Origin of the sequence: Phaeobacter sp. JH20_34 (genome assembly GCF_048056095.1) — a bacterium.
In the GTDB taxonomy this organism is placed as follows: domain Bacteria; phylum Pseudomonadota; class Alphaproteobacteria; order Rhodobacterales; family Rhodobacteraceae; genus Phaeobacter; species Phaeobacter bryozoorum.
In genome coordinates this window covers 236,922-254,457 of the sequence record NZ_JAYMWT010000007.1, presented here as the reverse complement: position 1 = coordinate 254,457, position 17,536 = coordinate 236,922, and the positions used below count along the sequence as shown (strand labels likewise).

Genomic DNA, 17,536 nt, shown 5'->3' with positions numbered 1-17,536 from the left:
GGGCATAAAGAGATCTGCGCGAGACACCGGCTCTGCCCTATCATAATCGTGAGTGGCAAAGCCCCGGTGCGCAGGGTAGGGGAGAGTATGTTCGATTCAAAAATTCGCCCGCTGATCGACCCGATGCTGAATGCCCAGGGGCAGGTCATCGCGCGCGCGGGCATCAGTGCCAATCAGGTGACGCTCCTTGGGCTGGCGCTGGGGCTGCTGGCGGCCGGGATGATCGCCTGTTCGCTCTTTGCGCTGGCGCTGCTGCCGCTGCTTCTGTCGCGGCTGGCCGATGGTCTGGACGGCGCGGTGGCACGCGCCAGCGAGCCAAGCGATTTTGGCGGCTATCTCGATATCACCTGCGATTTCCTGTTCTACGGTGCGGTCCCCCTTGCTTTTGTGCTGGCGGATCCTGTGCAGAATGGCGTGGCCGGGGCGTTCTTGCTGATGACCTTCTATGTGAATGGCACCAGTTTCCTCGGCTATGCGGTGCTGGCGGAGAAACACAAGATGACAAGCACGGCGCGCGGGGTCAAAACGCTTTATTTCACCGGCGGTCTGCTGGAGGGGGCGGAGACGATCGGATTTTTCGTGCTCTTGTGCCTGCTGCCTGCGTGGTTTGCACCGATGGCCTGGGTGTTTGGCGCGCTCTGTCTGGTGACCGCCACCTCCCGCGTGCTCCTGGCGCTGCGGGTGTTCCGCCGCGACTGATGGGCAGCACCGCTGCCGGCGCGGTTTGAGTATTTATGGAAAGATGACGGGCAGGGCCGCGCGCGCTTTGAGGTTCGGCCCATGAACGGACACGGGAGCGGACCCGAGATCTGCGGCCGGCATCTGCGCGGGGTTATCGGAGGGTGCGCAGCACCACGTTCGAGTTCGAACCGGCAATCCAGTCGCTGGCCCCGATCCTGTCATTGAGCGCCGTCAGCGCGGCGACATCCGGCACGGCACATCTGACGATGGCGTCGATCTCACCGGACAGAGACAGCACCTCCTGCACGCCCTCGAGCGAGGCCATCCAGGTCAGCGCATCGGTGCATGGGCGGACCGCAATTCTGACGAAGAGGACCGCCCGGATCAGGTCGTCCTGAGGCTCCGATAGCTGAACCCGATATCCGCTGATCACGCCACGTGTCTCAAGCTTCGACAGCCGGTCCTGAACCGCGGTCCGGGACAGGCCGATCTGGCGCCCGATTTCGGCAGCGCTGGTGCGGGCGTTCCGTTCCAGAACCGCCAATATCCGTTTGTCCGTCCGATCCACGTTGAATTCCCCGATTGGCAGGCTGATCACGTCGGAACGCAAGTATCCGATCCGTTGCCGCAGCCGTAACATCGCAGTTGAAATGAACCACATCAACCACAGCAGCCGGGGGTAGGGCATGAAGAAGATCACCGCAACGGCGTTTACGGGCGAAAAGGCCTGGGACGCGCTGGATATCGAACGCATAAGCGATGCAACCGTGCGGCTGCATTGGACCGACGCGCCGTATAAATGGCATGTCAACGATGGCCCTGAGGTCTTTGTCGTGCTGGACGGTGAGGTCGACATGCATGTTCGCATCGACGGGGCCGAGCGTATCCTGCGCCTGCTGCCGGGTGACATCTTTCATGCCGAGAGCGGCGATGAACATGTGGCGCATCCCGATGGGCCGGTGCGGGCGCTTGTCATTGAAACGGCGGGCAGCATCTAGACGGCGGCATTTGCCCTGCGGTCGCGCGAGAGGAACAGCGACGGCCGCTATGAAAAAGGCCCGCCGGACTGGCGGGCCTTTCTGCTGCGGGTCATCTGAAGGCGGTGGCCGCTTATTGCGGAATGTCGCCTTCCAGGCCTTCGACGTAGAAGTTCATGCCGGCCAGGGTGCCGTCATCGGCGGTCTCGCCTTCGGCCAGCCAGTCGGAGCCGTCCTGCTTTTTGATCGGGCCGGTGAAGGCGTGGTAGGAGCCATCGGCCAGCGCGGCTTTCAGCTCCAGTGCGGAGGCTTTCACATCAGCGGGAACCGCATCGGAGATTTCACCGATGCCAACCATGCCGGCGCCAATGCCGTCCCAGGTGTCGCTGCTTGTCCAGGTGCCGTCGATCACGGCCTTGGTGCGGGCGATGTAATAGGGCGCCCAATTGTCGATGATCGAGGAGACGCGCGGCTTGGGCCCGTATTCGGCCATATCAGACGCCTGACCAAAGGTGATCACATTGCCTGCGGCCTGTGCGGCGGCCTGCGGTGCGGTGGAATCGGTGTGCTGCAGGATCACGTCAGCCCCCTGTTCGATCAGCACCTTGGCGGCATCAGCCTCTTTTGCGGGATCAAACCAGGTGAAGGCCCAGACGATCTTGAACTGGACGTCGGGGTTCACCTTCTTGGCGTGCAGATAGGCCGAGTTGATGCCGCGGATCACTTCGGGGATCGGGTAGGAGCCGATGTAGCCGACGATATTGCTCTCGGTCATATGGCCGGCAATGTGGCCCTGAACCGCGCGGCCCTCGTAGAAGCGGGCGGAGTAGGTCGAGACGTTGTCGGCGCGCTTGTAGCCGGTGGCGTGCTCGAACTTCACGTTCGGGAATTTCTTGGCGACGTTGATGGTGGGATCCATGTAGCCAAAGGAGGTGGTGAAGATGAGATCCGCACCTTCCAGCGCCATCTGGGTCATCACGCGCTCGGCATCGGGGCCTTCTGCGACGTTCTCGACATAGACGGTTTCGACCTTGTCGCCGAATTCCGCAACCACGGCCTTGCGGCCCTGATCGTGTTCATAGGTCCAGCCACCGTCACCGACAGGGCCGACATAGACAAAGCCCACTTTGGTCTTGTCCTCGGCCAAGGCCGCACCGGTGGCCAGGCCAAGCGCCACGGCGGCGCTGGTCAGAAGGTTGGTCAGTTTCATCAGGTTCTCCCCAGTTGCATCTATTGGCCCCGACAGCGGGGCAGTGAAAAGCCCCCCGTCAGCGGGAGGCGTGGAAGTTGCGGCCAAGGGCGGCAGGTGCGCTGCTTTTGTCCGCCGAAAGAATGACAAGCACGATAATTGTGATCACGTAGGGCGACATTGCCAGATACTCCACCGGGATGGCAACGCCTGCCGCTTGCAGATTGAGCTGCACCACGGTGACGCCGCCAAAAAGATAGGCACCAAGGAGTGCGCGCCAGGGTTTCCAGCTGGCAAAGACCACCAGCGCCAGCGCAATCCAGCCCACGCCCGCGGTCATGCCTTCGGTCCATTGCGGCACCCGGATAAGGCTGATGTAGGCCCCGCCGATACCGGCACAGGCGCCACCGAACATGATCGCCATCAGGCGAATGCGGATCACCTTATACCCCAGCGCATGGGCAGCATCGTGGTTTTCACCCACCGCGCGCAGCACCAGTCCGGCGCGAGAGAATTTCAGCAGCGCCCAGACTGCGGCGGTCAGCGCGATGCCGAAATAGAGGATGATGTCATGGCCAAAGAGGATCGGGCCAATCACCGGCAGGTCGCTCAGGACGGGGATGTGGATGTCGCTCATCTGTGGCGGTTTCACACCGACGTAGGATTGCCCCATCAGCGCCGACAGGCCGAGGCCGAACAGCGTCAGCGCCAGACCGGAGGCCACCTGATTGGCCTGCGCCACAAGGGTCAGAAAGCCAAACAGAACCGACAGCGCTGCCCCGGCAACAGCGGCGGCAAGGAACCCGATCAGGGGCGAGCCGGTCTCCACCGCGGTGGCAAAGCCTGCGATGGCGCCGGTGATCATCATGCCTTCGACGCCAAGGTTCAGAACGCCTGATTTCTCCACCACCAATTCGCCAATGGCAGCGATCAGGATCGGTGTGGCCGCCACCATCAGCGAGGCGATGAGCAGGACCGGGTTGATTGCAGAAAGATCCATGTCACACCACCTCGGGTTTGCTGAGCGCAATGCGGAAATTGGTCAGGAGATCCAGCGCCAGCAGGAAGAACAAAAGCATCCCCTGAAACACCTGGATTGCCGCCGAAGGCAGGCCCATGTTGGACTGCGCGATATCGCCGCCGATATATGTCAGCGCCATCAGACCACCCGCCAGCAGGATGCCGACAGGATGCAACCGACCCAGGAAGGCAACGATAATGGCGGTAAACCCGTAGCCGACGTTGAAATCGATGGAGATCTGGCCAGAGGGGCCGGAGACCTCAAACAGACCCGCAAGACCCGCCAGCGCGCCGGAGGTGCCAAGGCAGAACAGCACCAGCCGGGTGGGGTTCACGCCCGCAAAACGCGCGGCACGTGGCGCCTCGCCAGTCAGGCGGATGTGATAGCCCAGCATGTGACGGTTGAGCAGCACATAGGCAAAGATCACCGCGATCAGCGCCGCCACAACACCCCAGTGCATGCCGGTGCCCGTGATCAGCTCGGCGTTATGGGCGCTGTCCCAGGATTGCAGGTTGCGCGAGCCGGGAAAGCCAAAGCCCTCGGGGTTTTTCAGCAATCCCAGCGAGACCGAGGCGAGAAACTGCTCGGCCACATAGACCAGCATCAGCGAGACCAGGATTTCATTGGTGCCAAAGCGGGTTTTCAGCACTGCGGGGATCATCGCCCAGGCCCAGCCCCCCAGCGCGCCTGCCACCACCATCAAGGGAAAGATCAGTGCCGAGTCTGTAGGGTAAAAGGCAAGGCCAGCCCCGGCGCCACAGATGGCGCCCATGATATACTGGCCCTCGGCGCCGATGTTCCAGATACCCGCGCGAAAGCCCAGCGACAGGCCGATGGCGATCAGTACCAGTGGTGCGCCCTTCACCAAGAGCTGCGGGCGGTAGTAAAAAGCAAATTCGCCAAACAGCGGATCCCAGAAAATGGTGCGGATCGCCTCAACCGGGTTCTTGCCAAGGGCCGCAAACAAAAGCCCGCCCGCGATCATGGTCGCCAGCACCGCCACCAGCGGCGTCGCCATCGACCAGACCCGCGAGGGCTGTGGTCTCTTTTCTAGCCGGATCATTGTTGTTGTCCCCCCCGGTCGCAGATCTGTGCCTGCGTGCCTGTCATCTTTCCAAAAATACTCACACTCCCGACCCGGCAGCCCGCGCTGCGGCCGGGATGGGCACGCCCGGCTGCGAGGCTAGACATGCGCGACCTCCATCCCATGTGCTCCCCCCATCATCAGGCCGATTTCATCGACGCTCAGCCCGGTTGTGGGGCGCGGCGCGCTCAGGCGGCCTTCGTTCAGGGCGGCAAAACTGTCGGCAATCTCCATCAGCTCATCCAGATCCTGGCTGATGCAGATTACCGCAGTGCCCCCGGCGGCCAGATCCAGCAGCGACTGGCGGATCGCGGCGGCGGCGGCGGCATCCACACCCCAGGTCGGCTGGTTCACCACCAGAACCTCCGGGTTTTGCAGCACCTCGCGGCCAATGACGAATTTCTGCAGATTGCCCCCCGACAGCGAACGCGCCGCGTTTTCAGGTCCGGGGGTGCGCACGTCGAAATTCTTGATGACCTTCTCGGCAAATTCCTTGGCCAGCCCCCATTTCAGAAAGCCGTTGCTGGACAGGCCTTCGCGGGTGGCGGCGGTCAGCATGGCATTTTCCGTCAGGCTCATATCCGGTGCGGCGGCATGGCCGAGACGCTCCTCCGGCGCGGCCAGAATACCCAGGCGACGACGCGCAACAGGGCCAAGGTGGCCGACCGGCGCGCCATGCATCTTGACCGCATCGGCAGCGGTGGTGGTTTCGCCGGACAGCACGCCCAGAAGCTCGTCCTGGCCATTGCCCGCCACCCCGCCAATGCCGAGGATTTCGCCCTTGCGGACGGTCATATGCACATTCTTCAGCGCCGTGCCAAAGGCCGAGGGCGCAGGCACCGACAGGCCGGTGATATCCAGCGCCACATCGCCCAGATCGCGGCCCGCACGCTCCGGTGTCTGAAGAGCGGTACCCACCATCAGCTCGGCCATATCGCGGGCCGAGGTTTCAGAGGGGACACATTCGCCGACATTCTTGCCCAGCCGCAGGATGGTGGCGTGATCACAGAGCGTGCGGATCTCTTCCAGCTTGTGCGAAATATACAGGATCGAGGTGCCCTCGGAGCGCAGCTTCTGCAAGGTCTGGAACAGGATATCCACCTCCTGCGGGGTGAGAACCGAGGTCGGCTCATCCATGATCAGCAGCTTGGGGTCCTGCAACAGGCAGCGGATGATCTCCACCCGCTGGCGTTCGCCGGCAGAGAGATCGCCCACCGTGCGATAGGGATCCAGCGGCAGGCCATAGGTTTCCGATACCTCGCGGATGCGGCTGGCCAGATCGCGCAGGGCGGGCGGCTGTTCCATGCCAAGGGCGATGTTCTCCGCCACGTTCAGCGCGTCAAACAGCGAAAAATGCTGAAACACCATCGCGATGCCATCCGCCCGTGCCTGTCGCGGCTCGGCCGGGGCATAGGGGGCGCCGCGCAACAGCATGGTGCCGCTGTCCGGTTTCACCAGCCCGTAGATCATCTTGACCAGCGTCGATTTCCCGGCGCCGTTTTCGCCGAGCAGGGCATGAACCTCTCCCGCGCCGATATCAAAGGAGACCGTATCGTTGGCAACAACACCAGGATAGGCCTTTGTCAAACCTTGCAGGCTCAGGAGAGGTTGGGTCACGCGCGTCTGTCCTTCTTCAACTCGTCTGTTGCGCCCATCCGCAAGAGCTCTGCCGCGACCCCGACCGCAATCATCTGCGGATGTTTGCCAAGGCCGGGATCCCCGATCGGGCAGGTGAGCCGGGCGATCTGCTCGGGCCGGTGGCCAAGATCCGCCAGCCGCGACCGGAACCGTGCCCATTTGGTGGCAGATCCGATCACCCCGGCAAAGGCAAAGCCGCGCAGCAATAAGGCGTGGCATAGCGCCAGATCCAGCGCATGGGAATAGGTAAGCACCAAATGCCGTGCATTTTCAGGGGCATGCGGCACCAGTGCCGCAGGTTCCGCCGCCGGAACCATGGTGACTGAGGGCGGGATCCGGGCGGGAAAACGGTCAGGGCCGGTATCGACCCAGGTGATGTCGAGATCCGGCAGCGGCGCCAGCACATCAACCAGAGCGCGGCCGACATGGCCCGCCCCCCAGATCCACAGCGGGGTTTCGGCACGATGGACCGGTTCCAGCAGCCAGCCGTCGGCCAGCTGCGCGTCGGGCCGCTGCCCCTGGCTGCGGGCCAGCGCCAGCTTGCGGCGCAGGCCCAGGGGTGGCTCGCCCGGCTCGCCCAGCTCGGTGGACAGGGCGCGCAGGATCACATCGCCATCCAGCCGGTCCAGATCGGCAGCGCGGTAGATCTCGCTCCACAGGGTGACGGAGCCGCCGCAGCATTGCCCCAGATCCGGGCCAAGCGCGCGGATGGTCTGCAAACGGGTCTTGCCATCCTGCAACTGGCGGCGGGCAGCCTCGGCGGCCTCATGCTCCAGCGCGCCCCCGCCGATGGTGCCGGACTGGCCGTCGTCCCAGACCAGCATGGCGGCGCCCACCTCACGCGGGGAAGAGCCGCGGATGGCGGCAATCACCACCCGCACCACCGTGCCATGGGCGCCGATCCTGCGGCGCAGATCCTGAAGATCGAACCCCATGGCTCAGGCCCCCGGCGCGATGCGACGCACCGCGCGCCAGATCTCCTCCGCCGTGGCGGGGGCATTGAGCGCAGGATAGGCGGGCGCGAAGTGCCCGACCGCATCACCAAGCGCCAGCCAGGCGGAAATCCCCAGCATAAAGGGCGGCTCTCCCACCGCTTTGGAGCGATAGATGCTGTCCTCGCGGTTCTGCCCATCCCAGAGGGCGACGTTGAACACATCGGGGCGATCCGAACAGGCGGGGATCTTGTAGGTGGAGGGCGCATGGGTGCGCAGATTGCCGGTCTGATCCCAGACCAGTTCCTCTGTGGTGAGCCAGCCTGCACCCTGCACATAGGCGCCTTCGACCTGGCCGATATCCAGCGCCGGGTTCAGCGAGGCGCCGGCATCATGCAGCACGTCGGCGCGCAGAATGCGGTTTTCGCCGGTCAGGCGGTCGACGACAACTTCGGTGATCGCAGCGCCATAGGCAAAGTAGAAAAACGGCCGCCCCTTGCCCTGAATGCGGTCCCATTCCAGTTTCGGCGTCTTGTAGAACCCGGTGGCCGACAGGCTGATACGCCCCTCATAGCAGATCTGTGCTGCACGGGCGAAGGGCAGGGCCTCGGCGCCGATCCGCACCTCATCATCGGCAAACACCACCTCCGCTGCGGTGACCTGATAGCGCTCGGCCAGATGATCGGCCATACGGTCGCGAATGCTGTCGCAGGCGGCCTTTACCGCCATCCCGTTCAGATCGGTGCCGGAGGAGGCGGCGGTGGCCGAGGTATTGGGTACTTTGGCCGTGTCGGTGGCGGTGATCTTCACCTTTTCCAGCCCGATGCCAAAACGGCTGGCGGCCACTTGTGCCACCTTCTGGAACAGGCCTTGCCCCATCTCGGTGCCACCATGGTTCAGATGGACCGAGCCGTCCTGATAGACATGCACCAGCGCACCCGCCTGATTGAGATGGGTGAGGGTGAAGGAAATGCCGAATTTGACCGGAGAAAATGCAATCCCGCGCTTGAGCCGCTCATTCCCGGCGTTCCATTTGGCGATCTCGGCCTTGCGCGCGGCATAATCCGCGCTCTCCAGCAGCTGCCGGGTCATCCCGTGCAGCTCGAAATCGGTGACCTCCATCCCGTAGGGCGTGGTATTGTCCGTCTTCTGGCCGGATATCTTCTGGCCGGAAATATCCCGGGGGGAGGCCGCAGGCCGGGGGGCAGCGCCCCCGTCGCCCGCCGTTTGGGGGGCATCGTAATAGTTCTTCATGCGCAGATCGACCGGATCCAGCCCCAGCTTATGGGCCGCGTGATCCATCACCCGCTCGATCCCGACCATCCCCTGCGGACCGCCAAAGCCGCGATAGGCGGTGGCGCTCTGCCGGTTGGTCTTCAGCCGGTGGCTTTCGATGCGGATCGCGGGGATCGCATAGGCGTTGTCGCTGTGCAGCATGGCGCGGTCGGCCACCGGCAGCGACAGATCCTGCGCCCAGCCGCAATCGACCAGATGGGTGAACTCAACCCCCAGAATGCGCCCCTCGGCGTCAAAGCCCGCGCGGTAGGAAATGCGAAACGCGTGACGCTTGCCGGTGATGGTCATGTCGTCGTCGCGGTCATAGCGCATCTTGCAGGTCCGACCGGTGGCGCGTGCGGCGATGGCGCAGGCGACGGCCAGCGCGTTGCCCTGACTTTCCTTGCCACCAAAGCCGCCACCCATGCGCCGGGTCTCAACCCGCACGCTGTGCATCGGCAGGCCGATGGCCTCGGCCACCTTGTGCTGGATCTCGGTCGGGTGCTGGGTCGAGGAGTTGACCAGCATGCCGCCATCTTCCTGCGGCTGGGCGAGGGCGGCCTGACCTTCGAGGTAGAAATGCTCCTGCCCGCCAATGTCGAACGTATCTTCGACCACATGGGCGGCGGCGGAGATGGCGCTGCCTGCGTCGCCTTTGCTGTAGATGCGTGGGCCGTCTTCAAACCGGCTGTCGGCGGCCAGCGCATCCTCCAGCGTCAGGAGGGCCGGGCGTTCGGCGTAGCTGACCTGACCTTTGCGCGCGGCCACCCGCGCAGCACGATGGGAGGTTGCCACCACCAGAAACACCGGCTGGCCGATATAGTGGACAGACCCCTTGGCCAGCAGCGGCTCGTCATGGGCAGACGGCGAGACGTCATTGTCAAACGGCAGATCTTTTGCCGTCAGCACGGCAACCACGCCATTGCTCTGGCGCACGGCGTCCAGCTCCAGTGCGGTGATGTCACCATGGGCCACGGTCGAAAGGCCAAAGGCCAGATGCAGGGTGTCGCGCGGGGTCGGGATGTCATCGACATAGCGCGCCTGACCGGTCACATGCAGCCGTGCCGCATCATGGGGGAGGGGTTTTGCAACAGCCATCACTTCACCTCCAGCACATGTGTGGGTGCGCTTGTCTGGCCCAGATCGTCAAAGTAGCGTGCGAGCATATTTGCCGCAGCCTCCAGCCGGTAGTCGGCAGAGGCGCGCATATCGTTCATCGGGGTGAAGTCGCGGGCAAATTCGCCCCGCGCGGTGGCGAGTGTTGCGGCCGACAGGTCTTGGCCAATCAGGGCGGCCTCCACGTGGCTGGCGCGTTTGGGCACGCCCGCCATGCCGCCAAAGGCGATGCGCGCGGCGGTGATCCGGCCGGCGTCGACCGTCAGGTTAAAGGCCCCCAGAACGGCGGAGATATCCTGATCGAACCGTTTGGAGAGCTTGTAGACGCGCAAGCCATCGGTCTGCCCCTTCGGGCATGCGGGCAGGGTGATCGCCTCGACAAATTCACCGGGCTGGCGGTCCTGCTTGCCATAGTCGATGAAGAAATCCTCAAGCGGCAGGCTGCGGCGGCTGTCGCCCTTGCGCAGCTCCAGCGTTGCACCAAGTGCGATCAGCGCAGGCGGATTGTCCCCGATGGGGGAGCCATTGGCGATATTGCCGCCGATGGTGGCGGCGGCGCGCACCTGCTGGCTGGCAAAGCGGCGCAGCATTTCGCCATAAGACGGATGCCGCGCGGTGAGGGCGCTGCGCAGCTGGTTCATATCCACCATCGCACCGATACGCAGGCTGCCGTCGGGCTGTTCGGAGATACCTTTCAGGTCATCGCAGCCATCGAGGAAAATCACATCCGACAGATCGCGCAGCTGTTTGGTCACCCAGAGACCGACATCCGTGGCGCCTGCAATCAGCGTCGCGTCCGGGCGGGCAGCATAGGCGGCGGCCAGCTGGTCGGCGGAGGTGGGGCGCAGAGACGTGGCATCGCCGCCTGTGTCAGGCAGGCTGATGGCATCTTCGCCGTGGATCCAGTCGGGGACGGGTTCGGCGCTGGCGGCTTCGGCGGCGCGGATGATCGGCGCATAGCCGGTGCAGCGGCAGAGATTGCCTGCCAGCTGGTCGTCGTGATCCGAGGCGCCATTTTTGTGGGCGGTCACCATCGACATGATGAACCCCGGCGTGCAGAAACCGCATTGGCTGCCGTGGTGGGTGATCATCGCCTCCTGCACCGGATGCAGCTGGCCATCGGGGCCGGCCGCGCCTTCGACGGTGCGGATGGATTTGCCGTGCAGCTGCGGCAGGAACAGGATGCAGGCATTGAGCGGTTTGGCGCCTTTGGCGTCGGTCACCATCACGGTGCAGGCGCCGCAGTCGCCCTCGTTGCAGCCTTCTTTGGTGCCGGTCAGCCCGCGTTCTTCGCGCAGCCAGTCCAGCAGCGTCGCCGTCGGAGAAACCTCCGTCAGCGCGACCTCTTCACCGTTCAGCCGAAAGGTGATTGTCATGTCAGAAACCCGTCGCGTTACTCTGGTTTTCCCTTGGTGCCATCCCTTCGATGCGACGTAGAAGACATGGCGGGCCTTGGTGGTTCCGTTGCCGATAGCCTAGAAAGCAGGCTGTTGTTCTGGCAAGGAAAAGTGACTCTGCCATGGAGTCGATACGGGGCGCAAGATCCTTGCTGAATACCGGCGTATGCTGTTCTTTTTGAACGACTTTAGGTCAGATTGTCGCGGCGTTGATGGTTGGGTTCGATAAGACTTTCAAAGAAAGCAGAATAATAATCGCTGAATATTACGGCATCGGGTGAAACCTGCGCGGCGGAACGGGGGACGGGCAGGGTCGCGGCTTCTCCGGTGCGGAACCGCTTTAACCTTGGCGGCGCTGACGCTAGCTTGGCGGGATGACAAGCTCTCCCCGATTCATTCACCTGCGCACCCATACCGAATATTCGCTTCTGGAAGGCGCATTGCGGCTGAAGAAGCTGCCGGACCTGTGCAAGAAGCACGAGATGCCCGCGATTGCGGTGACCGACAGCAACAACCTGTTCTCGGCGCTGGAGTTTTCGGTGTCGGCCAGTGGCGCGGGGGTGCAGCCGATCATCGGCTGCCAGGTCGATCTGCGGTCTGCCGAGCCTGCCCCGGGCGAGCGGCCCAAACCGCCAGCGCCGCTGGTGCTGCTGGCGCAGAGCGAGACCGGCTATGAGCATCTGATGAAGCTCAATTCCTGCCTCTATCTGCGGCAGGGCAGCGAGCTGCCGCATGTGACGCTGGAGGAGCTGGCGCAATATGCAGGCGATGTGATCTGTCTGAGCGGCGGGCCGGATGGGCCGGTGGGGCGGCTGTTGCAGCAGGGGCAGCGCCCGGCGGCAGAGGCCCTGATGCAGCGGCTGAAAGCGATCTTTCCAGATCGGCTTTATGTGGAGTTGCAGCGCCATCCGGGCGAACACGGCCAGCCTGAAGCTGAACAGCTGACCGAGCGGGGCCATATCGAGATGGCCTATGCGATGGACCTGCCGCTGGTTGCCACCAATGATGTCTATTTCCCCAACACGGAAATGTATGAGGCCCATGATGCGATGATCTGTATCGCGGAAGGCGCCTATGTCGATCAGGTGGAGCCGCGCCGCAGGCTGACCGCGCAGCATTACTTCAAGAGCCAGGAGGAAATGGTCGCGCTGTTTGCCGACCTGCCCGAGGCGCTGGAAAACACCGTGGAGATCGCCAAACGCTGCGCTTTCATGGCCTATCGGCGCGATCCGATCCTGCCGAAGTTTGCCGATGACGAGGTGGCCGAATTGCGCCGCATCGCCAATGAGGGGCTGCAAAAACGTCTCGCCGTGATCCCCCATGCCGTCAGCGTCGAGGAGTATCAGGAGCGGCTGGATTTTGAGCTGGGCATCATCGAGGGGATGGGGTTCCCCGGCTACTTCCTGATCGTTGCGGACTTTATCCAATGGGCCAAGGATCACGACATTCCGGTGGGGCCGGGGCGGGGTTCCGGTGCGGGCTCGCTCGTGGCCTATGCGCTGACGATTACCGACCTTGACCCGCTGCGCTACAGCTTGCTGTTCGAACGCTTTCTCAACCCCGAACGGGTGTCGATGCCCGACTTCGACATCGACTTCTGCATGGATCGCCGCGAAGAGGTGATCAAATACGTGCAGGAGAAATATGGCCGCGACAAGGTGGGGCAGATCATCACCTTTGGCGCGCTGCTGTCGAAGGCGGCGGTGCGCGATATGGGGCGGGTTCTGCAGATGCCCTATGGCCAGGTGGATCGGCTGTCGAAGCTGATCCCGGTCGAAGGCGTGAAACCGATGTCGATTGTGGACAGTCTGCGCGAAGAGCCGCGGCTGCGCGAGGAGGCGGAGAACGAAGAGGTTGTCGACCGGCTGTTGAAATACGGCATGCAGGTTGAGGGGCTGTTGCGATCAGCGGGCACCCACGCGGCGGGCGTGGTGATCGGTGACCGGCCACTGGATGCGCTGGTGCCGCTTTACCGCGATCCGCGCTCCGACATGCCCGCCACCCAGTTCAACATGAAATGGGTGGAACAGGCCGGTCTGGTGAAGTTCGACTTCCTCGGCCTGAAGACGCTCACCGTCATTCAGAACGCGATGGACCTGATTTTCCAGTCGGGCCGCGATCTGCATGTCGCCGCCGATGGCACCCAGCTTTATGATCCGCCGGAGGGGGCGGAGAACCAGATCAACGCCATCCCGCTGGACGATGCCGTTACCTATGACCTTTATTCGCGGGCCAAGACGGTGGCGGTGTTCCAGGTGGAATCCACCGGCATGATGGATGCGCTAAAGCGCATGAAACCCACCTGTATCGAGGATATCGTGGCGCTGGTGGCGCTCTATCGTCCGGGTCCGATGGAGAACATCCCGGTCTATTGCGAGGTCAAGAATGGTCTGCGCAAGATCCAGTCGGTGCATCCGCTGATCGACCATATCCTTGAGGAAACCCAAGGCATTATCGTCTATCAGGAACAGGTGATGCAGATCGCCCAGGTGATGGCGAATTATACCCTTGGCGGTGCGGACCTATTGCGCCGCGCCATGGGTAAGAAGATCAAAGAGGCGATGGATGCCGAACGCCCCAAATTTGAAAAGGGGGCGGCAGAAAACGGCGTGCCTGCCAAGAAGGCGTCGGAGGTGTTCGACCTTCTGGAGAAATTCGCCAACTACGGCTTCAACAAATCGCACGCGGCGGCCTATGCGGTGGTCAGCTACCAGACCGGCTGGCTGAAGGCGAACCACCCGGTGGAGTTCATGGCTGGCGTCATGAACTGTGATATCCATCTGACGGATAAGCTGGCGATCTATTTCGAAGAGGTCAAAAAAGGCCTGAGCCTGCCCTATGTGCCGCCCTGTGTGAACCGCTCCGAGGCGACATTCAATGTGGTCAAGGGCGAGCTGGTCTATGCGCTGGGCGCGCTGAAAAACGTCGGTGTCGAGGCGATGCGGCTGGTGACAACGGCGCGGCGCGAGAGCGGGCAGGACAAACCCTTTGCCACGCTGTTTGATTTTGCCCGCCGGGTGGATCTGAAAAAGGTCGGCAAGCGTCCGCTGGAAATGCTGGCGCGGGCGGGCGGCTTTGACCAGCTGGACAGCAACCGGCGCCGGGTGTTTGAGAGCCTCGGCGCGCTGGTGGATTATTCCGCCGCGGTGCATGATCAGCGCAATTCCAGCCAGGTCTCGCTGTTTGGCGAGGCGGGCGAGGACCTGCCCGAACCGCGCCTGCCCAACGTGCCCGACTGGCTGCCCGCCGAACGGCTGTCGGAGGAGTTCAAGGCGATTGGTTTCTACCTCTCGGGCCATCCGCTGGACGACTACATGCCTGCGCTCAAACGCAAGGATGTGATGACGCTGGACGAGGTCACGGCCAAGGCCGAGCGCGGTCCCTTCATGGCGAAGATGGCCGGGGTTGTGGCCGGGCGGCAGGAACGCAAATCGGCGCGCGGCAACCGCTTTGCCTTTGCCCAGCTGTCGGACACCAGCGGCGGCTATGAGGTCACGCTGTTTTCCGAAGTGCTGGAGAAATCACGCGAATACCTGGAAACCGGCGCCAAGGTGGTGATCACCGCCGAGGCCACGATGGAAAGCGATCAGCTGAAACTGCTGGTGCGATCTGTCGGGCCGGTGGATGCGGCGATTGCTGACGCCGGGCGCAGTTCGCTGCGGGTCTATATCTCGCAGGCAAGCGCAGTGGCGACGGTGGCGCAGGTGCTGGAAGACGCCAAATCCGCCGCCCGCAACGCCTCGCGCGGTGAGGTCTATATGTACCTGCAGGATCCCGGCCTGCCCGGCGACGTTGAGATGGATCTGGGCCAGCCCTTCCCCATCAACCCCCAGATCAAAGGCGCGCTGAAGTCGCTGGACGGGGTGATGGATGTGGAGGAGATATAGGATTCTATGAAACTTGAGAAAATACTCGCATTATTGAGTTTTCTTGTTCCGGGCCGGTTATTGTCCACGAGGTATCTATTCAAGCGGCTCGAAATTTTGGGACAGGATCTGGAAACTTGCGAGCACAAGTGGCTGGTTATTGCAGCAATTCGAAACTCGGTAGAGCTGCAAGTTCAATGTGTGCGATGCTTCGCTTACAGCGAGGTTTCCGATCCGTCCCAACAAGAATGGAACGACGCATTTGGAGCGATGGAAAATCCCTACCCGTGGGATGATGACAGCCGAGTCAACCCCGTGCGCAACGGCTAGATACTGAAGCGAAGCAAGTGAATGTGGACACATAGACTCCGTGGGGCGGTGGGCTTTGCGTCTAACTCCGGCTTTATTGACAGTACGAGTAGTATGTTCACCTAATTACATCGCCACACGTAAGTGACTGCCAGCTAAGGACCCATTCACATGACTGACCATCCAGACCTCACTCTGCGGGTTGCAGATGTGGCGGATGCCTCCAGCCTGGCGGCGCTGTCGATGGAGGTCTGGGTTGGCACTTATCTGCGTGAAGGGGTGAGCGGGTTCTTTGCCGATTATGCACTGGCAGAGCTGACGGCGGCGCGGTTTGAGGCGCATCTGGCCAACCCGCAGGAGCACTTTATCGTCTCGCAGAACCGGGTCGGCATTGATGGCTATATCCGCATCAGTCGGGGCAGTCCGGGGCCTGTGCCAGGCTGTTCGGACGTGGAGATCACAACGCTCTATGTGCAGCCGCGCCACCACGGGCGGGGCATTGGTGCAGCGCTGCTGCGGGCGGGGCTGGAATATTGCGCGGCGGCGGGCGTGCAATCCGTCTGGCTGGCCAGCAATGCCGAGAACGCGCCCGCCAAGGGGTTTTACCTGTCGCAAGGTTTTGACCGGATTGGCGAGACACGGTTTTTGATCGCGGATCAAGCCTATCTCAATGATGTCTTTGCGCGGGCCTGTTGCGGCTGATGGCGATCACAGGGCGGCGTTGAAGACCGAGTTGGTGTCGAGCAGATACTGCGAGATGATCGGGCCGCTGGCAGCGCCGATGGCGCGGGCGTTGGGGCCGATGGCACCGGGGTCGATGCGCGGCAGGATCAGGCCACGGGCATCCAGAGAGGTGAGGGCGGCGCGGGTACGCTCGACCAGGGCGCTGCGCACGCTGTCGGGCAGGGCGCCGTCGATCAGCACCGCCTCGAAGTCGATGACCGCGCAGGTGGCGAGGCTGGCGCGGGCGATGGCGTCGGCGGCCTGATCGAGCCAGGGGGTCAGCTCCGCCTCGAACCCGGACCAGTGCATCGGCAGCTGCCAGAGCTGGCCGGGATCCTTGCCCGCATCGCGCAGCCGCTGTTCGAGCAGATGGATGGAGGCGAGATCCAGCAGCTTGGTTTCCTGCCCGTCCGGACCCAGCATCGACAGGGACCCAAGCGCGCCGGCATTGCCCTGATTGCCCTCAAGCACCCGGTGGTTCAGCACCACGCCACCGCCGATAAAGGCGCCGACAAAGAAATAGGCATAATCGCGATAGGCCTTGCCCCGGCCATACATATGCTCGGCCCGGCAGGCGGCGGTGGCGTCATTCACGACATGTACGGGCAGGGTGCTGAAACGCGCTATTTCAGACGCGAAATCAACCGTTTGCCAAGCCGCAAGCGCCTCTGCCGGGGCATTGATCTGGGCGTGCCAGGTCCAAAGCTGAAAGGGGGCTGCCACGCCAATGCCGCAGATGCGGGGCAGCAGGTCTGCGGGCAGCGCGGCCTCCATCTGGGCGATGCTGTCGCGCAGGAAATCAAAGACCACGGCGGGGGTGGGATAGGGGTAGCGCAGGCGCAGCTGCTGGCGCACCGCACCGCAGACATCCATCAAGAGCACTTCGACACTGCGGCGGCCGATCTTCAGCCCGTAGGAAAACAGGCCATCGGGGTTGAGGCCCATCGGGACCGAAGGTTTGCCGACCCGGCCGCGCTGCGTTTCGCCACGCTGCAACAGCCCGTCGGTTTCCAGTTTGCGCAGGATGACAGAGACAGTCTGCGGCGACAGGCCGGTGCCACGGGCCAGCGCGCTGCCGGGCATCGGGCCGTGGCGTTGCAGCAGGGACAGGATCAGCCGTTCGTTGAAGACGCGCACGCCGGTCTGATTGACGCCGCCGCTCAGGGATCTGACTTGCTCATGTTCCATGGGGCGGACCCTAATCACGCTTTGAGACCTAAGAAAAGTGCGAAGATCGACTTAATAAGTCAAGTTGATTTATATATTGACAGGGAGGCCAGAATCACGGCCCACTATGGGCGACACGACGGTTTGCCCGTCCTGTTTTG

At 63.0% G+C, this 17,536-nt stretch carries 14 protein-coding genes; 5 read left to right on the top strand and 9 right to left on the bottom strand.

The annotated features are described in order from the left end of the window. Positions 1-87: 87 nt before the first annotated feature. Complete coding sequence (locus tag VWZ81_RS08935) at positions 88-699, top strand: CDP-alcohol phosphatidyltransferase family protein (RefSeq protein ID WP_340547467.1); 612 nt, start codon at positions 88-90, stop codon at positions 697-699. Between the two features lie 133 nt (positions 700-832). Here VWZ81_RS08935 and VWZ81_RS08930 read toward each other — a convergent pair whose 3' ends face one another. Further along, positions 833-1,369, bottom strand: a complete 537-nt coding sequence (locus VWZ81_RS08930) for an Lrp/AsnC family transcriptional regulator (RefSeq protein WP_231739530.1) — start codon at positions 1,367-1,369, stop codon at positions 833-835. On the opposite strand from VWZ81_RS08930, the gene VWZ81_RS08925 reads away from it, so the two are divergent. After that, positions 1,368-1,679, top strand: a complete 312-nt coding sequence (locus VWZ81_RS08925) for a cupin domain-containing protein (protein WP_340547466.1) — start codon at positions 1,368-1,370, stop codon at positions 1,677-1,679. The two genes, VWZ81_RS08930 and VWZ81_RS08925, sit on opposite strands and share 2 nt — an antisense overlap. A gap of 112 nt (positions 1,680-1,791) precedes the next feature. Here VWZ81_RS08925 and VWZ81_RS08920 read toward each other — a convergent pair whose 3' ends face one another. From VWZ81_RS08920 to xdhA, 7 genes are all read right to left on the bottom strand, one after another. Continuing rightward, a complete protein-coding gene (locus VWZ81_RS08920; RefSeq protein ID WP_416542996.1) occupies positions 1,792-2,868 on the bottom strand; it encodes a BMP family ABC transporter substrate-binding protein in 1,077 nt (358 codons plus the stop codon). A 58-nt stretch (positions 2,869-2,926) separates the two neighbouring features. After that, entirely contained in the window at positions 2,927-3,847 is a 921-nt protein-coding gene (locus VWZ81_RS08915) for an ABC transporter permease (RefSeq protein ID WP_340547464.1), read from the bottom strand. 1 nt (position 3,848) lies between these two features. Next, positions 3,849-4,931, bottom strand: coding sequence for an ABC transporter permease (locus VWZ81_RS08910; protein ID WP_416536578.1), 1,083 nt, complete (start codon positions 4,929-4,931; stop codon positions 3,849-3,851). Positions 4,932-5,051: 120 nt separating this feature from the next. Further along, positions 5,052-6,569 (bottom strand): ABC transporter ATP-binding protein, encoded by a 1,518-nt coding sequence (locus VWZ81_RS08905; protein ID WP_340547462.1) that lies wholly within the window; start codon positions 6,567-6,569, stop codon positions 5,052-5,054. After that, positions 6,566-7,525 carry a xanthine dehydrogenase accessory protein XdhC gene (gene xdhC, locus VWZ81_RS08900; RefSeq protein ID WP_416540905.1) on the bottom strand — a complete coding sequence of 320 codons (960 nt, stop codon included), beginning with the start codon at positions 7,523-7,525 and terminating at the stop codon, positions 6,566-6,568. Before xdhC ends, VWZ81_RS08905 begins: the two co-directional genes overlap by 4 nt. Before the next feature lie 3 nt (positions 7,526-7,528). Beyond that, positions 7,529-9,895: a xanthine dehydrogenase molybdopterin binding subunit gene (gene xdhB / locus VWZ81_RS08895; protein WP_416542995.1), complete on the bottom strand. Its 2,367-nt coding sequence runs from the start codon at positions 9,893-9,895 to the stop codon at positions 7,529-7,531. Beyond that, a complete protein-coding gene (gene xdhA, locus VWZ81_RS08890; RefSeq protein WP_416542994.1) occupies positions 9,895-11,289 on the bottom strand; it encodes a xanthine dehydrogenase small subunit in 1,395 nt (464 codons plus the stop codon). Before xdhA ends, xdhB begins: the two co-directional genes overlap by 1 nt. Before the next feature lie 395 nt (positions 11,290-11,684). On the opposite strand from xdhA, the gene dnaE reads away from it, so the two are divergent. From dnaE to VWZ81_RS08875, 3 genes are all read left to right on the top strand, one after another. Continuing rightward, the gene (gene dnaE, locus VWZ81_RS08885; protein ID WP_416542993.1) at positions 11,685-15,197 is read left to right on the top strand and encodes a DNA polymerase III subunit alpha; all 3,513 of its coding nucleotides are present in this window, start codon (positions 11,685-11,687) and stop codon (positions 15,195-15,197) included. Between the two features lie 6 nt (positions 15,198-15,203). Beyond that, the gene (locus VWZ81_RS08880) at positions 15,204-15,506 is read left to right on the top strand and encodes a hypothetical protein (protein ID WP_416542992.1); all 303 of its coding nucleotides are present in this window, start codon (positions 15,204-15,206) and stop codon (positions 15,504-15,506) included. A 150-nt stretch (positions 15,507-15,656) separates the two neighbouring features. After that, a complete protein-coding gene (locus tag VWZ81_RS08875) occupies positions 15,657-16,187 on the top strand; it encodes a GNAT family N-acetyltransferase (protein ID WP_416542991.1) in 531 nt (176 codons plus the stop codon). A 6-nt stretch (positions 16,188-16,193) separates the two neighbouring features. Here the strand turns inward: VWZ81_RS08875 and VWZ81_RS08870 are convergent, their stop codons facing one another. Next, entirely contained in the window at positions 16,194-17,396 is a 1,203-nt protein-coding gene (locus tag VWZ81_RS08870; protein WP_416542990.1) for an ROK family transcriptional regulator, read from the bottom strand. Between the last annotated feature and the right edge of the window lie 140 nt (positions 17,397-17,536).

Bases quoted from the DNA above. Each gene is read 5' to 3' on its own strand.
- VWZ81_RS08935 (WP_340547467.1), top strand. From the start codon at position 88: ATGTTCGATTCAAAAATTCGCCCGCTGATCGACCCGATGCTGAATGCC.
- VWZ81_RS08925 (WP_340547466.1), top strand. From the start codon at position 1,368: ATGAAGAAGATCACCGCAACGGCGTTTACGGGCGAAAAGGCCTGGGAC.
- VWZ81_RS08930 (WP_231739530.1), bottom strand. From the start codon at position 1,369: ATGCCCTACCCCCGGCTGCTGTGGTTGATGTGGTTCATTTCAACTGCG.
- VWZ81_RS08920 (WP_416542996.1), bottom strand. From the start codon at position 2,868: ATGAAACTGACCAACCTTCTGACCAGCGCCGCCGTGGCGCTTGGCCTG.
- VWZ81_RS08915 (WP_340547464.1), bottom strand. From the start codon at position 3,847: ATGGATCTTTCTGCAATCAACCCGGTCCTGCTCATCGCCTCGCTGATG.
- VWZ81_RS08910 (WP_416536578.1), bottom strand. From the start codon at position 4,931: ATGATCCGGCTAGAAAAGAGACCACAGCCCTCGCGGGTCTGGTCGATG.
- xdhC (WP_416540905.1), bottom strand. From the start codon at position 7,525: ATGGGGTTCGATCTTCAGGATCTGCGCCGCAGGATCGGCGCCCATGGC.
- xdhB (WP_416542995.1), bottom strand. From the start codon at position 9,895: ATGGCTGTTGCAAAACCCCTCCCCCATGATGCGGCACGGCTGCATGTG.
- xdhA (WP_416542994.1), bottom strand. From the start codon at position 11,289: ATGACAATCACCTTTCGGCTGAACGGTGAAGAGGTCGCGCTGACGGAG.
- dnaE (WP_416542993.1), top strand. From the start codon at position 11,685: ATGACAAGCTCTCCCCGATTCATTCACCTGCGCACCCATACCGAATAT.
- VWZ81_RS08880 (WP_416542992.1), top strand. From the start codon at position 15,204: ATGAAACTTGAGAAAATACTCGCATTATTGAGTTTTCTTGTTCCGGGC.
- VWZ81_RS08875 (WP_416542991.1), top strand. From the start codon at position 15,657: ATGACTGACCATCCAGACCTCACTCTGCGGGTTGCAGATGTGGCGGAT.
- VWZ81_RS08870 (WP_416542990.1), bottom strand. From the start codon at position 17,396: ATGGAACATGAGCAAGTCAGATCCCTGAGCGGCGGCGTCAATCAGACC.